This is a genomic window from Candidatus Eisenbacteria bacterium (genome assembly GCA_035712145.1).
GTDB lineage: Bacteria > Eisenbacteria > RBG-16-71-46 > RBG-16-71-46 > RBG-16-71-46 > DASTBI01.
Map to the genome: position 1 here is coordinate 1 of DASTBI010000153.1, position 13,999 is coordinate 13,999.

13 protein-coding genes are annotated in these 13,999 nt (G+C 66.7%); 9 read left to right on the plus strand and 4 right to left on the minus strand.

The genetic code is table 11. The features are described 5' to 3' along the window. Both VFQ05_09375 and VFQ05_09380 read left to right on the plus strand, forming a co-directional pair. The coding region (locus tag VFQ05_09375) for an ATP-binding cassette domain-containing protein (protein ID HET9326969.1) at positions 1 to 879 on the plus strand (879 nt) is incomplete at its 5' end. Further along, positions 872 to 2,092: an ABC transporter permease gene (locus VFQ05_09380; protein ID HET9326970.1), complete on the plus strand. Its 1,221-nt coding sequence runs from the start codon at positions 872 to 874 to the stop codon at positions 2,090 to 2,092. The genes VFQ05_09375 and VFQ05_09380, both read left to right, overlap by 8 nt. Before the next feature lie 7 nt (positions 2,093 to 2,099). Here VFQ05_09380 and VFQ05_09385 read toward each other — a convergent pair whose 3' ends face one another. The 3 genes from VFQ05_09385 to VFQ05_09395 form a co-directional block, all read right to left on the minus strand. Next, a complete protein-coding gene (locus VFQ05_09385) occupies positions 2,100 to 2,483 on the minus strand; it encodes an MGMT family protein (GenBank protein HET9326971.1) in 384 nt (127 codons plus the stop codon). 4 nt (positions 2,484 to 2,487) lie between these two features. Beyond that, positions 2,488 to 5,592, minus strand: coding sequence for a glycosyl hydrolase (locus tag VFQ05_09390; protein HET9326972.1), 3,105 nt, complete (start codon positions 5,590 to 5,592; stop codon positions 2,488 to 2,490). An 85-nt stretch (positions 5,593 to 5,677) separates the two neighbouring features. Further along, complete coding sequence (locus tag VFQ05_09395; protein ID HET9326973.1) at positions 5,678 to 6,568, minus strand: outer membrane lipoprotein-sorting protein; 891 nt, start codon at positions 6,566 to 6,568, stop codon at positions 5,678 to 5,680. Between the two features lie 258 nt (positions 6,569 to 6,826). On the opposite strand from VFQ05_09395, the gene VFQ05_09400 reads away from it, so the two are divergent. The 4 genes from VFQ05_09400 (at position 6,827) to VFQ05_09415 (ending at position 10,498) form a co-directional block, all read left to right on the plus strand. Beyond that, on the plus strand, positions 6,827 to 7,681 hold the full coding sequence (locus tag VFQ05_09400; protein HET9326974.1) for a hypothetical protein: 855 nt from the start codon (positions 6,827 to 6,829) through the stop codon (positions 7,679 to 7,681). A gap of 163 nt (positions 7,682 to 7,844) precedes the next feature. Beyond that, complete coding sequence (locus VFQ05_09405) at positions 7,845 to 8,873, plus strand: zinc-binding dehydrogenase (protein HET9326975.1); 1,029 nt, start codon at positions 7,845 to 7,847, stop codon at positions 8,871 to 8,873. Next, positions 8,870 to 9,664, plus strand: coding sequence for a hypothetical protein (locus VFQ05_09410; protein ID HET9326976.1), 795 nt, complete (start codon positions 8,870 to 8,872; stop codon positions 9,662 to 9,664). Before VFQ05_09405 ends, VFQ05_09410 begins: the two co-directional genes overlap by 4 nt. A gap of 90 nt (positions 9,665 to 9,754) precedes the next feature. Continuing rightward, positions 9,755 to 10,498 (plus strand): START domain-containing protein, encoded by a 744-nt coding sequence (locus VFQ05_09415; protein HET9326977.1) that lies wholly within the window; start codon positions 9,755 to 9,757, stop codon positions 10,496 to 10,498. 26 nt (positions 10,499 to 10,524) lie between these two features. On the opposite strand, the gene VFQ05_09420 is transcribed toward VFQ05_09415, so the two are convergent. Then, complete coding sequence (locus tag VFQ05_09420; protein ID HET9326978.1) at positions 10,525 to 11,307, minus strand: sulfite exporter TauE/SafE family protein; 783 nt, start codon at positions 11,305 to 11,307, stop codon at positions 10,525 to 10,527. 234 nt (positions 11,308 to 11,541) lie between these two features. On the opposite strand from VFQ05_09420, the gene VFQ05_09425 reads away from it, so the two are divergent. From VFQ05_09425 to VFQ05_09435, 3 genes are all read left to right on the plus strand, one after another. Then, complete coding sequence (locus VFQ05_09425) at positions 11,542 to 12,093, plus strand: hypothetical protein (protein ID HET9326979.1); 552 nt, start codon at positions 11,542 to 11,544, stop codon at positions 12,091 to 12,093. Positions 12,094 to 12,111: 18 nt separating this feature from the next. Beyond that, positions 12,112 to 13,083 (plus strand): matrixin family metalloprotease, encoded by a 972-nt coding sequence (locus tag VFQ05_09430; GenBank protein ID HET9326980.1) that lies wholly within the window; start codon positions 12,112 to 12,114, stop codon positions 13,081 to 13,083. Between the two features lie 246 nt (positions 13,084 to 13,329). Continuing rightward, a complete protein-coding gene (locus VFQ05_09435; protein ID HET9326981.1) occupies positions 13,330 to 13,722 on the plus strand; it encodes a hypothetical protein in 393 nt (130 codons plus the stop codon). Positions 13,723 to 13,999 lie beyond the last annotated feature (277 nt).

Consider the following 13,999-nt stretch of genomic DNA (forward strand, 5'->3'; position numbering starts at 1 on the left):
GGACCCAACGGAGCCGGCAAGACCACGACGCTGCGGATGCTCATGGGGATCACCGCGCCCGATTCGGGAACCGTGCGCTACGAAGGCCGGGACGCGCTCGACCGCGCCCGTGTCGGGTACCTGCCCGAAGAGCGCGGCCTCTTCGAGGATGCGCCGGTCCTCGATACGCTCGCCTATCTCGGGTCGCTGCGCGGCATGTCCCTGGCCGAGGCCCGCTCCGCGGGACGAGCGATGCTCGCGCGGCTCGGCCTGGAAGAGCGCGCGAAGGAAAAGGTCAATGTGCTCTCGAAGGGCAATCAGCAGAAAGTCCAGTTCATCGGCGCGGTCCTCCATCGGCCTGCGCTGGCCGTGCTCGACGAGCCCTTCTCCGGACTGGACCCCATCAATCAGGAGCTGTTCAGCGGCTTGATGCGGGAGCTGGTGTCCGAAGGAACCGCGGTGCTGCTCTCGGCGCACCAGCTCGACCTCGTGGAGCGGCTGGCCGACCGCTTCCTCCTCATCTCGCGAGGGCGTGAAGTCCTGTCGGGAACGCTCGATGAGATGCGTCGCAAGGCCGCGAGCGTGCACGACGAAGTGCTGAGGATCGACCTCGCGTCCCGGGATGCTCTTCCGATGGAGGCTCCGGTCGTGGCCGAGGCGCTGGCCGGGCGAGCGAACGGCGGGCGGGTGGAGTCCACGCCGCTGGCTGGAGGCGGGGTTCGCCTCGAGGTGCAGATCCCCCGCGGGAGCGACCTCGCGCCTTTGCTCGGCGCAGCGGGCGAGCGAGGGGCGATCGTGCGGGTCGAGACCAGGCGCGTTCCGCTTCACGAGATCTATCTGCGCGCGGTCCGCGAAGAAGGCGGCACGGTCGCCGAGTCGGAGGTCACGGCCGATGCCTGAGCGCCGCCCCGACTGGCTCCCGGTCGCACGCTGGGAGCTGTTCCGCATCATGCGCCGCAAGGACTTCATCATCTCGATCCTGACCACGCCGCTGCTCGTGTTCGGGGTCAGCTTCATGATGACCGCGTTCGACCGCAACCGCCCTCACAAGGTGGCGGTGGCGCGCACCGATGCTTCGGGCGCGGTGACGGCTCGCGGCACGCAGGCGCTCCCACCCCACAAGGGCTTCACGTGGCTCGACCCGGGCGATGCCGGCGCCGACTCCGCAGCGCTGATGACGAAGCTGCGCGGCAACGCTTTCGAAGCCGCGCTGCTGATCCACGTCGGCGACGACGGCCGCTGGACCACCGATCTGATCACGCGGCGGGAGCCGCCGCGCTGGGCGCGCGAGATGGGCGACATCGTGAGGGCGGAGGCCCGCAAGGACCGAGGGCAGCGAATGGGGTTGACCCCGGCGCAGCTCTCAGCACTCGACGACTCGGTCCAGGTCCGCACCCATGTGGCGGTGGGGACGCGCTCGGGCGGCCGCATGGGAGACTTCCTCGTCACCTTTGGCATCCTGATCCTCACCGTGACGGTGCTGCTGACCAGCATGTCCTATCTGATGGTCGGCATCAGCGGCGAGAAGCAGGCTCGCGTCACCGAAGTGGTGGTCTCGGCGATTCCGGCGCAGGCGTGGATGGACGGCAAGATCCTCGCCTTCACGGCCATCGGATTGATCACCGGCCTCGTGTGGGCGGGCTCGACGCTGATGATGGCGATGATGTTCGCCTTCCGGCTGCCCTTGACGATCAACCTCGCCACCATGGCGATCACGATGGTCTTCGCCCTGCTCGGCCTCTATTTCTACAATGCGATGATCTCCGCGCTCATGGCCTCGGCGCAGAGCATGCAGAGCGCGTCGAAATGGCAGGGCAACTTCCTCATGCTGCCGTTCATCCCGTTCTTCTTCCTCGGCGTCCTGCTCGACAGCCCCGACTCACCGCTCATGATGGTGCTGTCGCAGGTGCCGACCTTTTCGCCGGTGTTGATCCCGGCGCGACTGGTGACCGGGGGCGTGCAGCCATGGGAGGTGATCCTGGCTCTCGCGCTGCTGATCGCCGCCTGCTGGGGGATGCGGATCGTGGCGGGCCGAATCTTCCGCCTCGGCATGCTGCTCTACGGCAAGGACATGAACCTGCCCGAGCTCATTCGCTGGGCGCGGGTGAAGTGAGGCAGCATCACCTGCGTTGCTTCGCGGCGGCCTTCCTCCAACCGTGTTCCTGAATTCGCACCCGTCCGCGCGGGTCGAACGCAACACCTTCTCGCTCCAGCCTCATTCGCTGCGTGAGTGCCGATTCCACGCTGAGCCGCGCCAGCGACAGCCTGCCTCCCGCGGCGACCACTCGGTGCCAGGGAACGGGCGAGCCGTCGGGAAGCGCATGGAGCGCGTAGCCAGCGAGGCGCGGCGCGTGGGGGAATCCGGCGAGGGCCGACACCTGACCGTAGGTCGCGACCTTGCCACGGGGGATGCGGCGGACGACGTCGTAGATGCGCTGCCAGGTGGGCGACGTCGGTCGCGATCTTCTTCCCGCCGCGACGACGATCAGCACCCCGCGCCTCATGGCCCTAGCCGCGCTCCTGCTTCTTGGCCCACTCCTCGTGCGACATCGGCTTGATGGGCTCGAGACTCTTGGCCTTCAGCTCATCCGACAAGCCGGCTGCATCCTTCGTCATCAACGTCTCGAAGTCGCGCCGCGCGGTATCGAGCCGCTGCGCGAGCGTCTGCTGATACGCGAGCTGGGACTCGGTCGGCCGGCCGTCATAGCCGTTCACCGCGCCGTAGAGGACCCCGAGCTTTTCGCGCAGCTGCTCCTCGCCGGTGAAGCGCCCCTCACGAGTCGCGGTCAGCCCCTGGTGGATCTGGTCGAGCCGGTCGCCGAGTGACGTCAGCTTCTTGCCGAGCGCGTCGCCCTTGGCGAGCTTGGCGCCGCGCGCCCGCACCTGGCTGCGCGCGTCCATGACCGCGTCGGTCACGAAGGTCAGCGACTCGAGCATCCCGTACAGCTCGCGAACCGTCTTGCGCTGGAGCGCGCGATCCTCGGCGCTGTGTGTCGAGCGCGGATCGGGCGCAAGCGTGAGCTTCGACGTGTAGGTCTCCTTGTCCTTGATCAGCTTGACCGTGTACTCGCCCTCGGGCACGCGCGGCCCATAGAACGAATAGGGGTTGGGCACCAGGTTGGTTCCGGGTGGAACCTTGGGCGGCTTCATCCGCATCGGCCACGAATAGCGGTTGATCCCGCGCCGCTTCGGCGCCGGCTCGCTCGACATCAGCCTCCCTTCGGCGTCGTAGACCTCGATCTTCAGGTCGCCGAGCATGTGACGCTTCTTGAGGTAGTAGGTGACGAACCCCGCTTCCTCGAGCGTGCGGCCGCGGAACTCCGAGGCTTCGAAGCGCTGCTCGGCGGTCGGCAGCGTGGCCACCGACGGACGCGAGTCGAGGACCGCGGCGTCCGCCGCCAGCAGCGCAGGCGTGAGCGCGCGCAGGCACCGGATGTCGTCGATCACGTAGATCCCGCGGCCGTGCGTGCCGAGCAGCAGGTCGTCCTCGCGCGGATGGATGGTCAGGTCGCGGATCGAGACGTCAGGAAGCCCGGCCTTGAATTGAGACCAGCTCTTGCCGGAGTCGAGGCTCAGGAAGAGGCCGAGCTCGGTGCCCACGAAGAGCAGGCTGGGCGCCACGCGATCCTCGCGCACCACGTGCGCGAATCCCTTCAGCTCGGGCGAGTCGAGCCGCTCCCAGGTCTTGCCGAAGTCGCGGGTGCGGTAGACGTAGGTGTCCATGTCCCCGACGCAGTGGGCGTCGAGCGTCACGTAAGCGGTGCCGTCTTGGTGCGGGCTGGCCTGCACGCACGAAACCCACCCACCCACCGGCCAGCCTTTCACTTTCTTCGCCACGTTCTGCCACGACTTTCCGCCGTCCTTGGTGAGCTGGACGTTGCCGTCGTCGGTGCCCACCCAGATCACGTCCGGGTTCTTCGGCGACTCGCTGATCGAGTAGATGGTGCAGTGGTTCTCGGCCGAGGAGTTGTCGACCGAAAGGCCGCCCGACTGCGACTGCTGGAGCTTGGCGGGATCATTGGTGGTGAGGTCGGGCGAGATGCGCTCCCACTTGTCGCCGCGATTCTCCGAGCGGTAGACGAACTGCGAGCCAAAGTAGATGACGCCGGCCCGGGTCGGGCTCACGTGGATCGGCGTGTTCCAGTTGAATCGGTTCTCCGGCTCGCCCTGCTTGTGGAACGGACGGATGTCCTTGCTCTCCCCCGTCGATTTCGCGACGCGCGAGATGTTGCCTTCCTGGTACTCGACGTACACGAAGTCGGGATCCTTGGGGTCCACGAACGCCCAGAAGCCGTCACCGCCGCCGAGCACACGCCAGTGGCGATTGGCGATGCCTCCGGGCCGTCGCGAAGGCCCCATCCATGTCCCGTTGTCCTGGAGGCCGCCGTAGACGTTGTAAGGCGTCTCCATGTCGTAGCTCACGTGATAGAACTGCGACACGGGAAGGTTGGAGACGAAGCGCCAGTCGTTGCCGCGGTTCTCCGAGATGTAGATCCCGCCGTCGGTGCCGACGATCAGGTGCTCCGAGTTCCTGGGATCCACCCACACCGCGTGGTAGTCGCTGTGAACGCCGCCGAAGATCGCGCTGAGCGTGACGCCACCGTCATCGCTGGTGATCAGGTTGATCGATGGCTTGTAGATCCGGTCCGGGTTGTTCGGATCCGCCACGATCATGCCGAAGTAGAAGGGTCGCACGCTGGTGTTGGCCGAGGCGTTCATCTGCTTCCACGTCTCGCCGCGATCGTCGGAGCGGAAGATGCCGCCGCGCTTCGCCTCGATCGCGGCGTAGACGATGTGGGGCTTGCTGGCGACGACCGAGATCCCGATCCGCCCCAGCTCGCCTTCGGGCAGCCCCTTCGTCACCTTCTTCCACGTGTCACCGCCGTCGCTGCTCTTGTAGAGACCGCTGCCCGGACCGCCCGAGCTGAACGCCCAGGCCTTGCGCCGGAATTGCCACATGCCGGCGTAGACGTTGCGCGGGTTCTCGGGATCGACCGCGACATCGGCGCAGCCGGTGTCCTCGTCGACGAACAGGACGCGCGTCCAGGTCTTGCCGCCGTCGCGCGTGCGGTAGACGCCCCGCATCGGATGCTTGTTCCACAGGTGCCCGGTCACCGCGACGTAAACCGTCTCCGGCCTTTGCGGATCGATGGCGATGCGGGCGATGCGCTCCGACTCGGCGAGGCCGAGCTTCTCCCAGGAATCGCCGCCGTCGGTGGTCTTGTAGATTCCGTCGCCCACCGACACGCTGTTCCGCACCCACGATTCACCGGTGCCGACCCACACGGTCTGCGGACGTCGTGGATCGATGGCCACGGCGCCGATCGACTGCGCGTGCTTGTCGAACATCGGCTTGAAGGTGGTGCCGCCGTCCACCGACTTCCAGACCCCGCCCCCCGCCGAGCCGACCCAGAGATGGAGTCGGCCTTCCACATGGACGGCATCGAGCGCGGCGATGCGCCCGCCCATCGCCGCCGGACCGATCGCTCGCGCCTGGAGCCCGCCGAATGTCTCGGAATCGATCTTCACGTCCTGGGCGACGGTCGCGCGCGTCGAAACGCTCACGATCGCGAGCGCAACGGCGCAGGCTCTCCACCCCGGCCATCTCGCCATCCTATCCTCCGTAACGAAACCCGGCGCGACCATGAGGCCGCGCCGGGCGTTGTTCCTCGGCTCCGGCCGCACGCGGCCGGAAAGTTCAGGGCTTCTTCTTCGTCGTGGTTTGCGCGGGCTTGGTGCTCTTGGGGGCCGCCTTCGTGCTCCCGGCCTTGGCGTCGGTCGTTGCGGCCGCGTCGGCCTTCGCGCCATCCGCGTCGCCCGTCTTGGCCGCCTTCGCCGTGGTATCTGCCGGCGCGGGCTTGGTGCCGGCCGGCATCGCGAACAAGCTGTCCGGAAGGTCGTTGTTGATCTCGAACTTCTCGAGAACCAGCTTCTGCTTTTGAGGCGCCCCTTTGACTCCGGTCTCGATGGTGTGGGGCAGCATGAGCCCGTTCTCTTCCTTGTAGTCCCCGTACGTCGTCTCGCCATCGACTTCGTTGCCGCGCACGGTGCGCTTGGCTTCCATCTTGATCTCGAGATAGGTGTCGGCATCGAGATAGATGTTGCGGGTCTTGCCGCTCTTCATCGTGAGCTTGAGCTTGTAAGCGTCGGCGCCTTCGACCTGCTCCTTGCCGACGAGCTCGACCTTGTGGCCCTTGGCCTTGTAGTCGACGAGCGGGCCGTCCATGTCGGCGTTGTCCTGCATCAGCTTGCTCTCTTCGTCCGGAACCGCTTCGGGCTCCTTCTTGCCCATGAAAGGCATGACGGCCCAGCCGTTCTTGCCGTCGAAGGCCTGGACGCCACTCATCCCCTGGAAGGAGAACTCCATCCGCGTCTGGTTGGGGCGCCTCTCGTAGATCACGAACGGCGCTTCGATGCCCTGACCCATGACCATCTTCCCGGTGGTGCGGGTCGACTTCACGGCTTTGATCTTGTCGGCCCCGCCGCGGGCCTGGATGTTCTTGGCGACCAGCTCGTCCGCGGTCTGAGCCGCCAGCGGTGAAGCCATGACTACGGCCAGGGTGAGCCCTGTGAGTGTCTTACGCAGCATTCCGCTTGCTCCTTGCGTCGTGAGGGCCCGGTCGATAGCGCCGGCCGGGGAACGAGCCCGTAGACCCCGGCGCGCACGCGCCATTGGGTAGGCCGTGCGGGGGAGGCGAAGCATGCTACCCGAGATTCCGTCACGCCGCGACAAGAAGCGGTCATTCGTGCGATCGACCGCGGCGAAGGCCTGCGCGGGAGTTGTCCGCAGACCGGCCAAATGACCATGGATCAAGCGCCTCCGCCGTTGTAGTAGAGTCCCGGCCCGATGCGTCCCGCGCGCTCCGATGACTTCCGCCTGCCGGATCTGCGCTTCGTTCCGGTCGACGCCTTGGTCCCTCACGAGCGTCACGACCCTCAGCGGCTCGAGCCCTTGGTGCGCGGCTTTCGCAGCCAGGCGGTCCTCAAGAACCCGCCGATCGTCGCCGAGCTTCCGGGATCGAGCGGGTCGTTCATGGTGCTGGACGGCGCCAACCGCTCCACCGCCGCGCGCGAGTCGGGCCTCCCCCACATCGTGGTCCAGGTGGCGGTCTACGAAGAGCCGTGGGTGCGCCTGAGCACCTGGCACCACGCCTTGAGCGGTCTGGATCGTCCGGCGTTCGAGAGCGCCGCGCGTGCCATCGCGGGGATCGAGCTGCGCGAGGACTCCATCCTCCATGCTCGCGCGTTGCTGGCACGCCGCGAGGCGCTGGCCTATTCCGCGTATACGGGACTGGGAGCCACGACGTTCCGCGGAGGCACGTCGCTGGAAGAGCGCAATCAACTGCTGAACGGGCTGGTCGACGTCTACCGCGACCGGGTCCGCTTCTACCGCATGTCGACGGAGTCGTTCGAGGTGGCCCGCGAGCGGCATCCGGACGCCACGACCTTGGTGGTGTTCCCGCATTTCGAGCCGGCGGAGGTGCTGGAGTTGGCGAGCAGCGGCTCCCGGCTTCCGGCGGGCATCACTCGGCATCTGATCCGCTGGCGGGCGCTGCGCGTCAACGTGCCGATGGAGGTCATGGCGGACGCCTCGAAGAGCCTGGACGAGAAGAACGAATGGCTCTCGGGCTGGCTCGAGGAGCGCTGGGCCCAGCGCCAAGTGCGGTTCTACGAAGAGAGCACGGTGCTGTTCGATGAATAGTTGGATTCTGTTCAGCCGCCGGCGCGAAGCGGCTTGCACGCGTGCCCTGCGCAAGCGTGTTTGGCTCTTCGGTGATCGCCGTGCCGGAGTTGCACGGTGCTCCAACCGTTGGGTCAAGAACCCGCGCTCCATCCAACTCTCTCCCCGCGTCATGGCGTAGAACATGAAAGCTGTCGTCTTCGACCGGACCGGCGGCCCTGAAGTCCTCGAGCCGCGGGAGATGCCCGATCCGCGCCCTGCTGTTGACGAGGCGCTGGTCGAGGTCAAGGCGTGCGGCATGAACCACCTCGACCTGTGGATCCGCTCGGGGGCGCTGCCGCTCGAGGTCGAAATGCCGCACATCCTCGGCTGCGACATCGTCGGCGTGGTGCGCGAGGTCGGCGCCGGCGTGCGGCACGTGAAGCCCGGCGACAAGACCCTGCTGCTTCCCACGCTGTCATGCGGCGTGTGCGAGATGTGCATGGCCGGGGACGACAACCTCTGCCCCCATTACGACCTGATCGGCCGCAGACGCAATGGAGGCTACGCCGAGCGTGTCGCCGTGCCTGCCGCCAACTGCTTGCCTTATCCCGAGAACCTGAGCTGGGAGCAGGCCGCCGCGGTGCCGGTCGTGTTCCTCACCGCGTGGCACATGTTGATGACGCGCGCCGCGCTTCGGCCCGGCGAAGATTGCCTGGTGATCGGCGCGGGCAGCGGGGTGGGCAGCGTGGCGGTGCAGCTCGCGCGGCTCCTCGGCGCCCGCGTGATCGCCACCGCGGGCTCCGAGGCCAAGCTCGAGCGCGCGAAGGCTCTGGGCGCGCACGAAGTGGTGAACCACCGCACGGCCGACGTCGCGAGCGAGGTGCGGCGCCTGACCGGGAGGAAGGGCGTCGAGGTGGTGTTCGAGCACGTCGGGGGCAGGATCTTCGAGCAGTGCGTAGGCGCGCTGGCTCGCAACGGGCGCCTGGTGACGTGCGGCGCGACGATCGGCCACCAGGTGAAGCTCGACCTGAACCTTCTCTTCGGCCGGCATCTCTCGCTGCTCGGCTCATGGATGGGCCGCAAGAGCGAGCTTCCGCGCGTGCTCGAGTTCGTGCGCTCGGGTCAGCTCGTGCCCGTGGTCGACACGGTGCTGCCGCTGGCGAAGGCGCGCGAAGCGCACCAGCGGCTCGAGTCCGGCGAAAGCTTCGGAAAGGTGGTGCTGACCCCGTGAAGCAGATCGTGATGGAGGAAGGGTCGATCGAGGGCTGGCCGCTAGCCTCGCGGCGGCGCCGACTGCTGGCCATCTATCTCGACTACTTGATCCTCGGGCCGGTGTTCCATCTCGCGTTCTGGGCGATCGAGCGCTCCGTTCCAGCCATTCGCAGCATGGAGCTGCCGATCCGGCTCGCCGGCTTCGCGATCATCGAATGGGTGCTGGTGGATCGCTTCAAGTGGTCGCCCGGGAACTACGCGCTCGGCATTCGCCTGCGGCCTCTCTCGCCGCTCGAAACCCCGATCGAGCCGGGCGCGACTCGCTTCGCGCCGATCGTGGATCCGCGACTGCTCGCGCACGAGCGCTGGTGGACACTGCTCGCCGGCGTCCTCTTCGTACTGGATGGCGCCAAGGTGATGGTGCGGTGGACCGAGTGGGTGCGCCCCATGCCCTTCTTTGGCGCCGCTCTCGAGCCGGCAACCTCCGCGCCCATCCAGGTCGTCGTGGGCGCCATCGAGTTCGCGATCGGCATCGGCGTCCTCCGCCTTCATCCGCTGGCGCCCCCAGCGGGTATTGCTTTCCATCTGCTTCTCGCGGCATCCACGATCATGAGCTGGTCGCTGCTGGGCAACTGGATCGCCATCGACCTGGCGGGACGCCGCGCCGCGCAAGGCCGCATGGTCCGCCCCGAAGAGATTCGGAACATGCAGGCGGTCTTTCCGTTGCTGGCGATCGCCGTCAACGCGATCGGCGTGCTGTGGATGGCCCTCGTCTGGCCGCGGGCTCGACGAGCCCGATCGCCAGGCTGATACCCACGTACGACGAGCAAACCTGCTCTCCGTGGGTTCCAGCCCGTGGTTGTAGGATGAGTGCTCCAGACTGACTTGATGAGACCGATCATGTCCCGCCTGCGGCCCTTCCCTTTCCTCCTCGCCTTCACCTCGATCGCCGTCACTCTGACGGTGGTTGGCGTCGGTCAGGCACAGCACTGGATCGGCGTGAACGATCCTTCCTGGCACCTGGAATCGTCTTACGACGGGATTGCCCTGTATTCAGGCGCCGTGCCCGAGACCCGGGTCGTCCCTCTCAAAGCGGTCATGACGATCCCCGGCACCATCGAGGAAGTTTCCGTGGTCCTGGAGGACATCTCGCGACGCGATGAATGGATCAGCAACTTCAACCAGAGCATCCTGCTCGAGCGGACCAATGAGTACGATCAGACGGAGTACTTGCGGGTCAATCTGCCCTGGCCGGCACAAAACCGCACGGCCGTCATTCGCGCGAGGATCACCGTCAGTGACGACCTCAGACGCGCCACGATCGCGGCCGAGTCCGTGGACTCTCCTCTGGCGGATGGACTACCGAAGCTGGTTCGGGCGCAAGTCCACACGAGCACGTTTCAGATGACGCAAGTGGCAGGGCGCGTGGAAGTCGTGGCGCTGGTGTTCATCGACCCGCGCGGCAGAATCCCCACGTGGATCGTGAACTACTTCACGCGCCGCGCCGCGCGCTCGACGCTGTCCGCACTGCGCCGGCAGGTGGCACGCAAGCTCTATTCGAAAGCGCAGCTGATGGACATGCGCCGGCGGATCGAGCGGTACCCAGCCTTTCGACAGCAGGTCCCGGCGACGCTCCGCAACTAGGGCAGGGAGTCTCGTCCGGCCGCGGGCTAGACGAGCCCGATCACCAGGCTGATGCCCACGACCATGAGCAGTCCTGCCGTCACGAAACGCACGAAGCCCACGGTCACCTTCGAGAGCAGGCGCGCGCCGATCCACGCGCCCGTGAAGGCGGCGAGGGTCGCGGTGGCTACCAGCGGCCACTGGTCGCGCCCCGAGATCGCCACGGCGTGAGCGCCGTAGAGGCTGGCGCCGTAGACCGCGAGCCGCGCGCCGTCGACCATGCAGGCGATCGCCGCCTGTGTCGCGGCGAAGCGCGCCGGTGACAGGCCGAGCGGTGTGAGGAACGCCGCGCGCAGCGCGCCTTGATGGCCGGAGAGTCCGCCGAAGAATCCCGACAGGATTCCGCCCAGCGCAAGCGGCGCCTTCGGACGCCAGTGATAGAGCGCCGGCACGATCTCGAAGGCCGCGAACGCGAGGATGAGCGCACCCATCACCAGGCCCAGCGGTGTGATCTCGAATGTTCGATCCCCGGCACGCCACGTCATCCAGGGCCGCGACGGCAGGACCGTCAGCAGCCATGCTCCTGGGAACGCGGCGACCGCGGCCGGCAGGCCGAATCGCAGGACCAGGCTGCGATCCACGTCGCGCCGAAGCAGAATGAGCTTGAACAAATTGTTCAGCGCGTGCACCACCGCGGTGGCCGCGACCGCGACCTGGATCGGGAAGAGCAGCGCGAACACCGGGAGCAGCAGCGTGCCGAGCCCGAAGCCGGAGAAGAGCGTGAGGCCGGATGCGGCGAGCGCGGCCAGCGCCACGACCAGGTAGGCCATGCGTCGCAGCGTACGCCATGTCCCCCATGGCCCCGAGTCTCTTGCCAGCGCAGTCGATCCCTGCAAGGATGCGCCCACGATCGGGTTGCCGCAGCCAGCCAGACCTCTCACCCGCCGGCTGCCCCTCTCGCGTGTGGTTCAACGACTCGATCAGCGTGGAATGGAAAGCGCGCTATGGAGGCCGCGCGAGCGACGCTTCCGAGGCAGTCCGTTCACCTCAGGAGGAGGTGCACCGTGCCGGTTTCTCGCTTCGCTCTCCCACCCGCCCTGGTGCTCGTCGCCGCGCTGCTGTCCCCGCCGCCGGCGACCGCGACCACCCTGCTTCGACAGGGGCTCGAACGGCTCATCCGCGACAACGAGGTGATCGTTCAGGCGAAGGTGCTCGACATCCACAGCTACTGGAACGCCGAGCACACGTTCATTCTCACCGACGTTCACGCGCGCGCGTCGCTCGGACTCAAGGGACGCGACGCGCCCGACCTGACCTTCACGGTCATGGGTGGAACGGTCGGTGACGTGACGATCCTCGTCGTCGGAGGCGTCGATCTCGTCCCTGGCTCCGAGTACGTCTTGTTCCTCTCCCGCACCGACCTTCCGGGTGCGGCGGACCGGCTCACGGTTCGCGATCACTCGCAGGGGGTGTTCGTCCTGCAGAAGGGGCGCGCCTACAGCCAGGCGCTGCGCGAGCCGCTGGCGCCGGATGCCGAAGGGCGCACGGACGTCCCTGGCGGCGAAGCAGGATTGGCGATCGACGAGCTCGTTCGGCAGGTCCGCGAGCACCGCTAGCCCGGAGAGGAGGATTCAATGAGAAACGCCATGTGCATGGCGCTGGCGGTCACCGCCTGCGTCGCGATCGTGGGCTCGATGGACGCCCACGCCTTCCGCATGATCCAGAACACCAACGTCGGGCGAACCTCGAACGGCGCCCGGGTGCTCTGCAGCGATCCAACCGGCTTCACCCACCGCAACGAGTCGTCGACCTCGTTTCGGCTAAACCTCGCCAATCAAGGTGGCGAGCCGGGAGTCGTCGCGGCGCTCCAAGCGGCGCTCGCGGCATGGACCAACGTGACCCCCGCGGGGTACCAGCTGAGCTACGGCGGCACGACCAACGCAGGGTTCGTGACCGACGGCATCAATACGGCGGTGTGGGCCACGGGCAATGGCTGCACGGGTGGCTGCCTCGCCATCACCGCCCTGGTTCTGGGACCGGGACAGGTGATCACCGAATCCGACGTCTCGTTCAACAACGCCGTGAATTGGAACACCAATGGCAGCGACTTCGACACGCAGGCCATCGCCATCCACGAGTTCGGGCATTGCATGGGGATCCATCACACCGAGATCACTCGGAAGAACCGCCGGCCGAGTATGTATTCGGCTTACTTCGGGACGGACGGCCGAACGCTGGAAATCGACGATCGCGATGCCCTCAACTGCGCGTTCAGTCGCTATCCCACGGCCGCCAGCGCGGCCGTGGCCGTCGCCGAGCCGCAGTCGCGCATGGCTCGGAGCGGCCCGCAGCTGACGTATCAGGCGCGCGCGGGCCACGCGACCTTGCGCTTCGCGATGAAGGCCGACGGCGTTGCGCGACTCGAGGTGTTCGACATCGCGGGCCGGCGCCTCGCCACGCTGGTCGACGGCCCTCGCAAGACAGGAGAGCACGAGGTCGCGTGGGATGGAAAGACGTCATCAGGCCGCGCGCCTGCGGGTCTGTACTTCGCTCGTGTCCTAACTCCAGAAGGCAGAGGGACTGCGACCATCGTGCTGCGAAATTAGTCGAAGCCGACGACGTGATCGGCTCGCGATACCGCGCAGTTCTTTCGAACGGATCGCCGCGAAATTATTTCAACTCATCGCGTCAAATCTTCATTCGTCCGTTCAATCGTGCGCATCGTGACTGCTCATCGTGACGATGCGCCGCTTGACGGTGATTTGACTCAGCCTCGATGAAGCGCCGGTGTAGCATCCCAAGGTCAGGACATGCGGGTACCATGGACTCAAGGAGAGTCGATGCGACCCAAAATGATGGTTCTCGCGCTGCTGGCCGCAGCGTCCTTGGTTTCCGCCGTGGCGATTGCCGCCAACCCGAACGTCAAGGCAACCTTTGAATCCCTTTCGGCCTCCGGAGTCACCGGCGAGGCGACCCTGAACTCGATGCCCAAGGGCGGCACCATGATCAAGGGCTCCCTCCAGGGCCTCGAGCCGAACGTGGAGTACAGCGTGCGTGTGTACGACACGGACCAGACGTGCGCGAGTGGTGCGTCGAGCGTCGCGCTCATCAACTTCGTGGCCAATCCAGCGGGTCGCGGTCATTTCAACACGAAGGCAGTTCAAGAGATCAGCGGAATTCGTTCGATTTCCGTGGGGCCGGCGAGCGGCAGCACCGTCCAGGCTTGTGCGGCTGTGACTCAATAGCACATACCGGATAGCGGCGACTCACGAGGTCGAACGTGTCGCCGCTATCCCAACAACCTTGAACAGCGCGCCACGCGCACTCTCCACCCCACCGGCACGACACTCGCGTGCCCGGGCGGGCCCTCTCCCAGCGACCTCGCGCATGAAACGAGCGTTCGACGGACCCGAACGCGCGGCACATACATTGCCCGTTCTTCAGAGCTGTCGATGGATCTCGCGGCAGGAGGCCCCTCGACGTTCGAGAAGAAGCGTCGAGGAGGGGGCCGCTTTACATCGG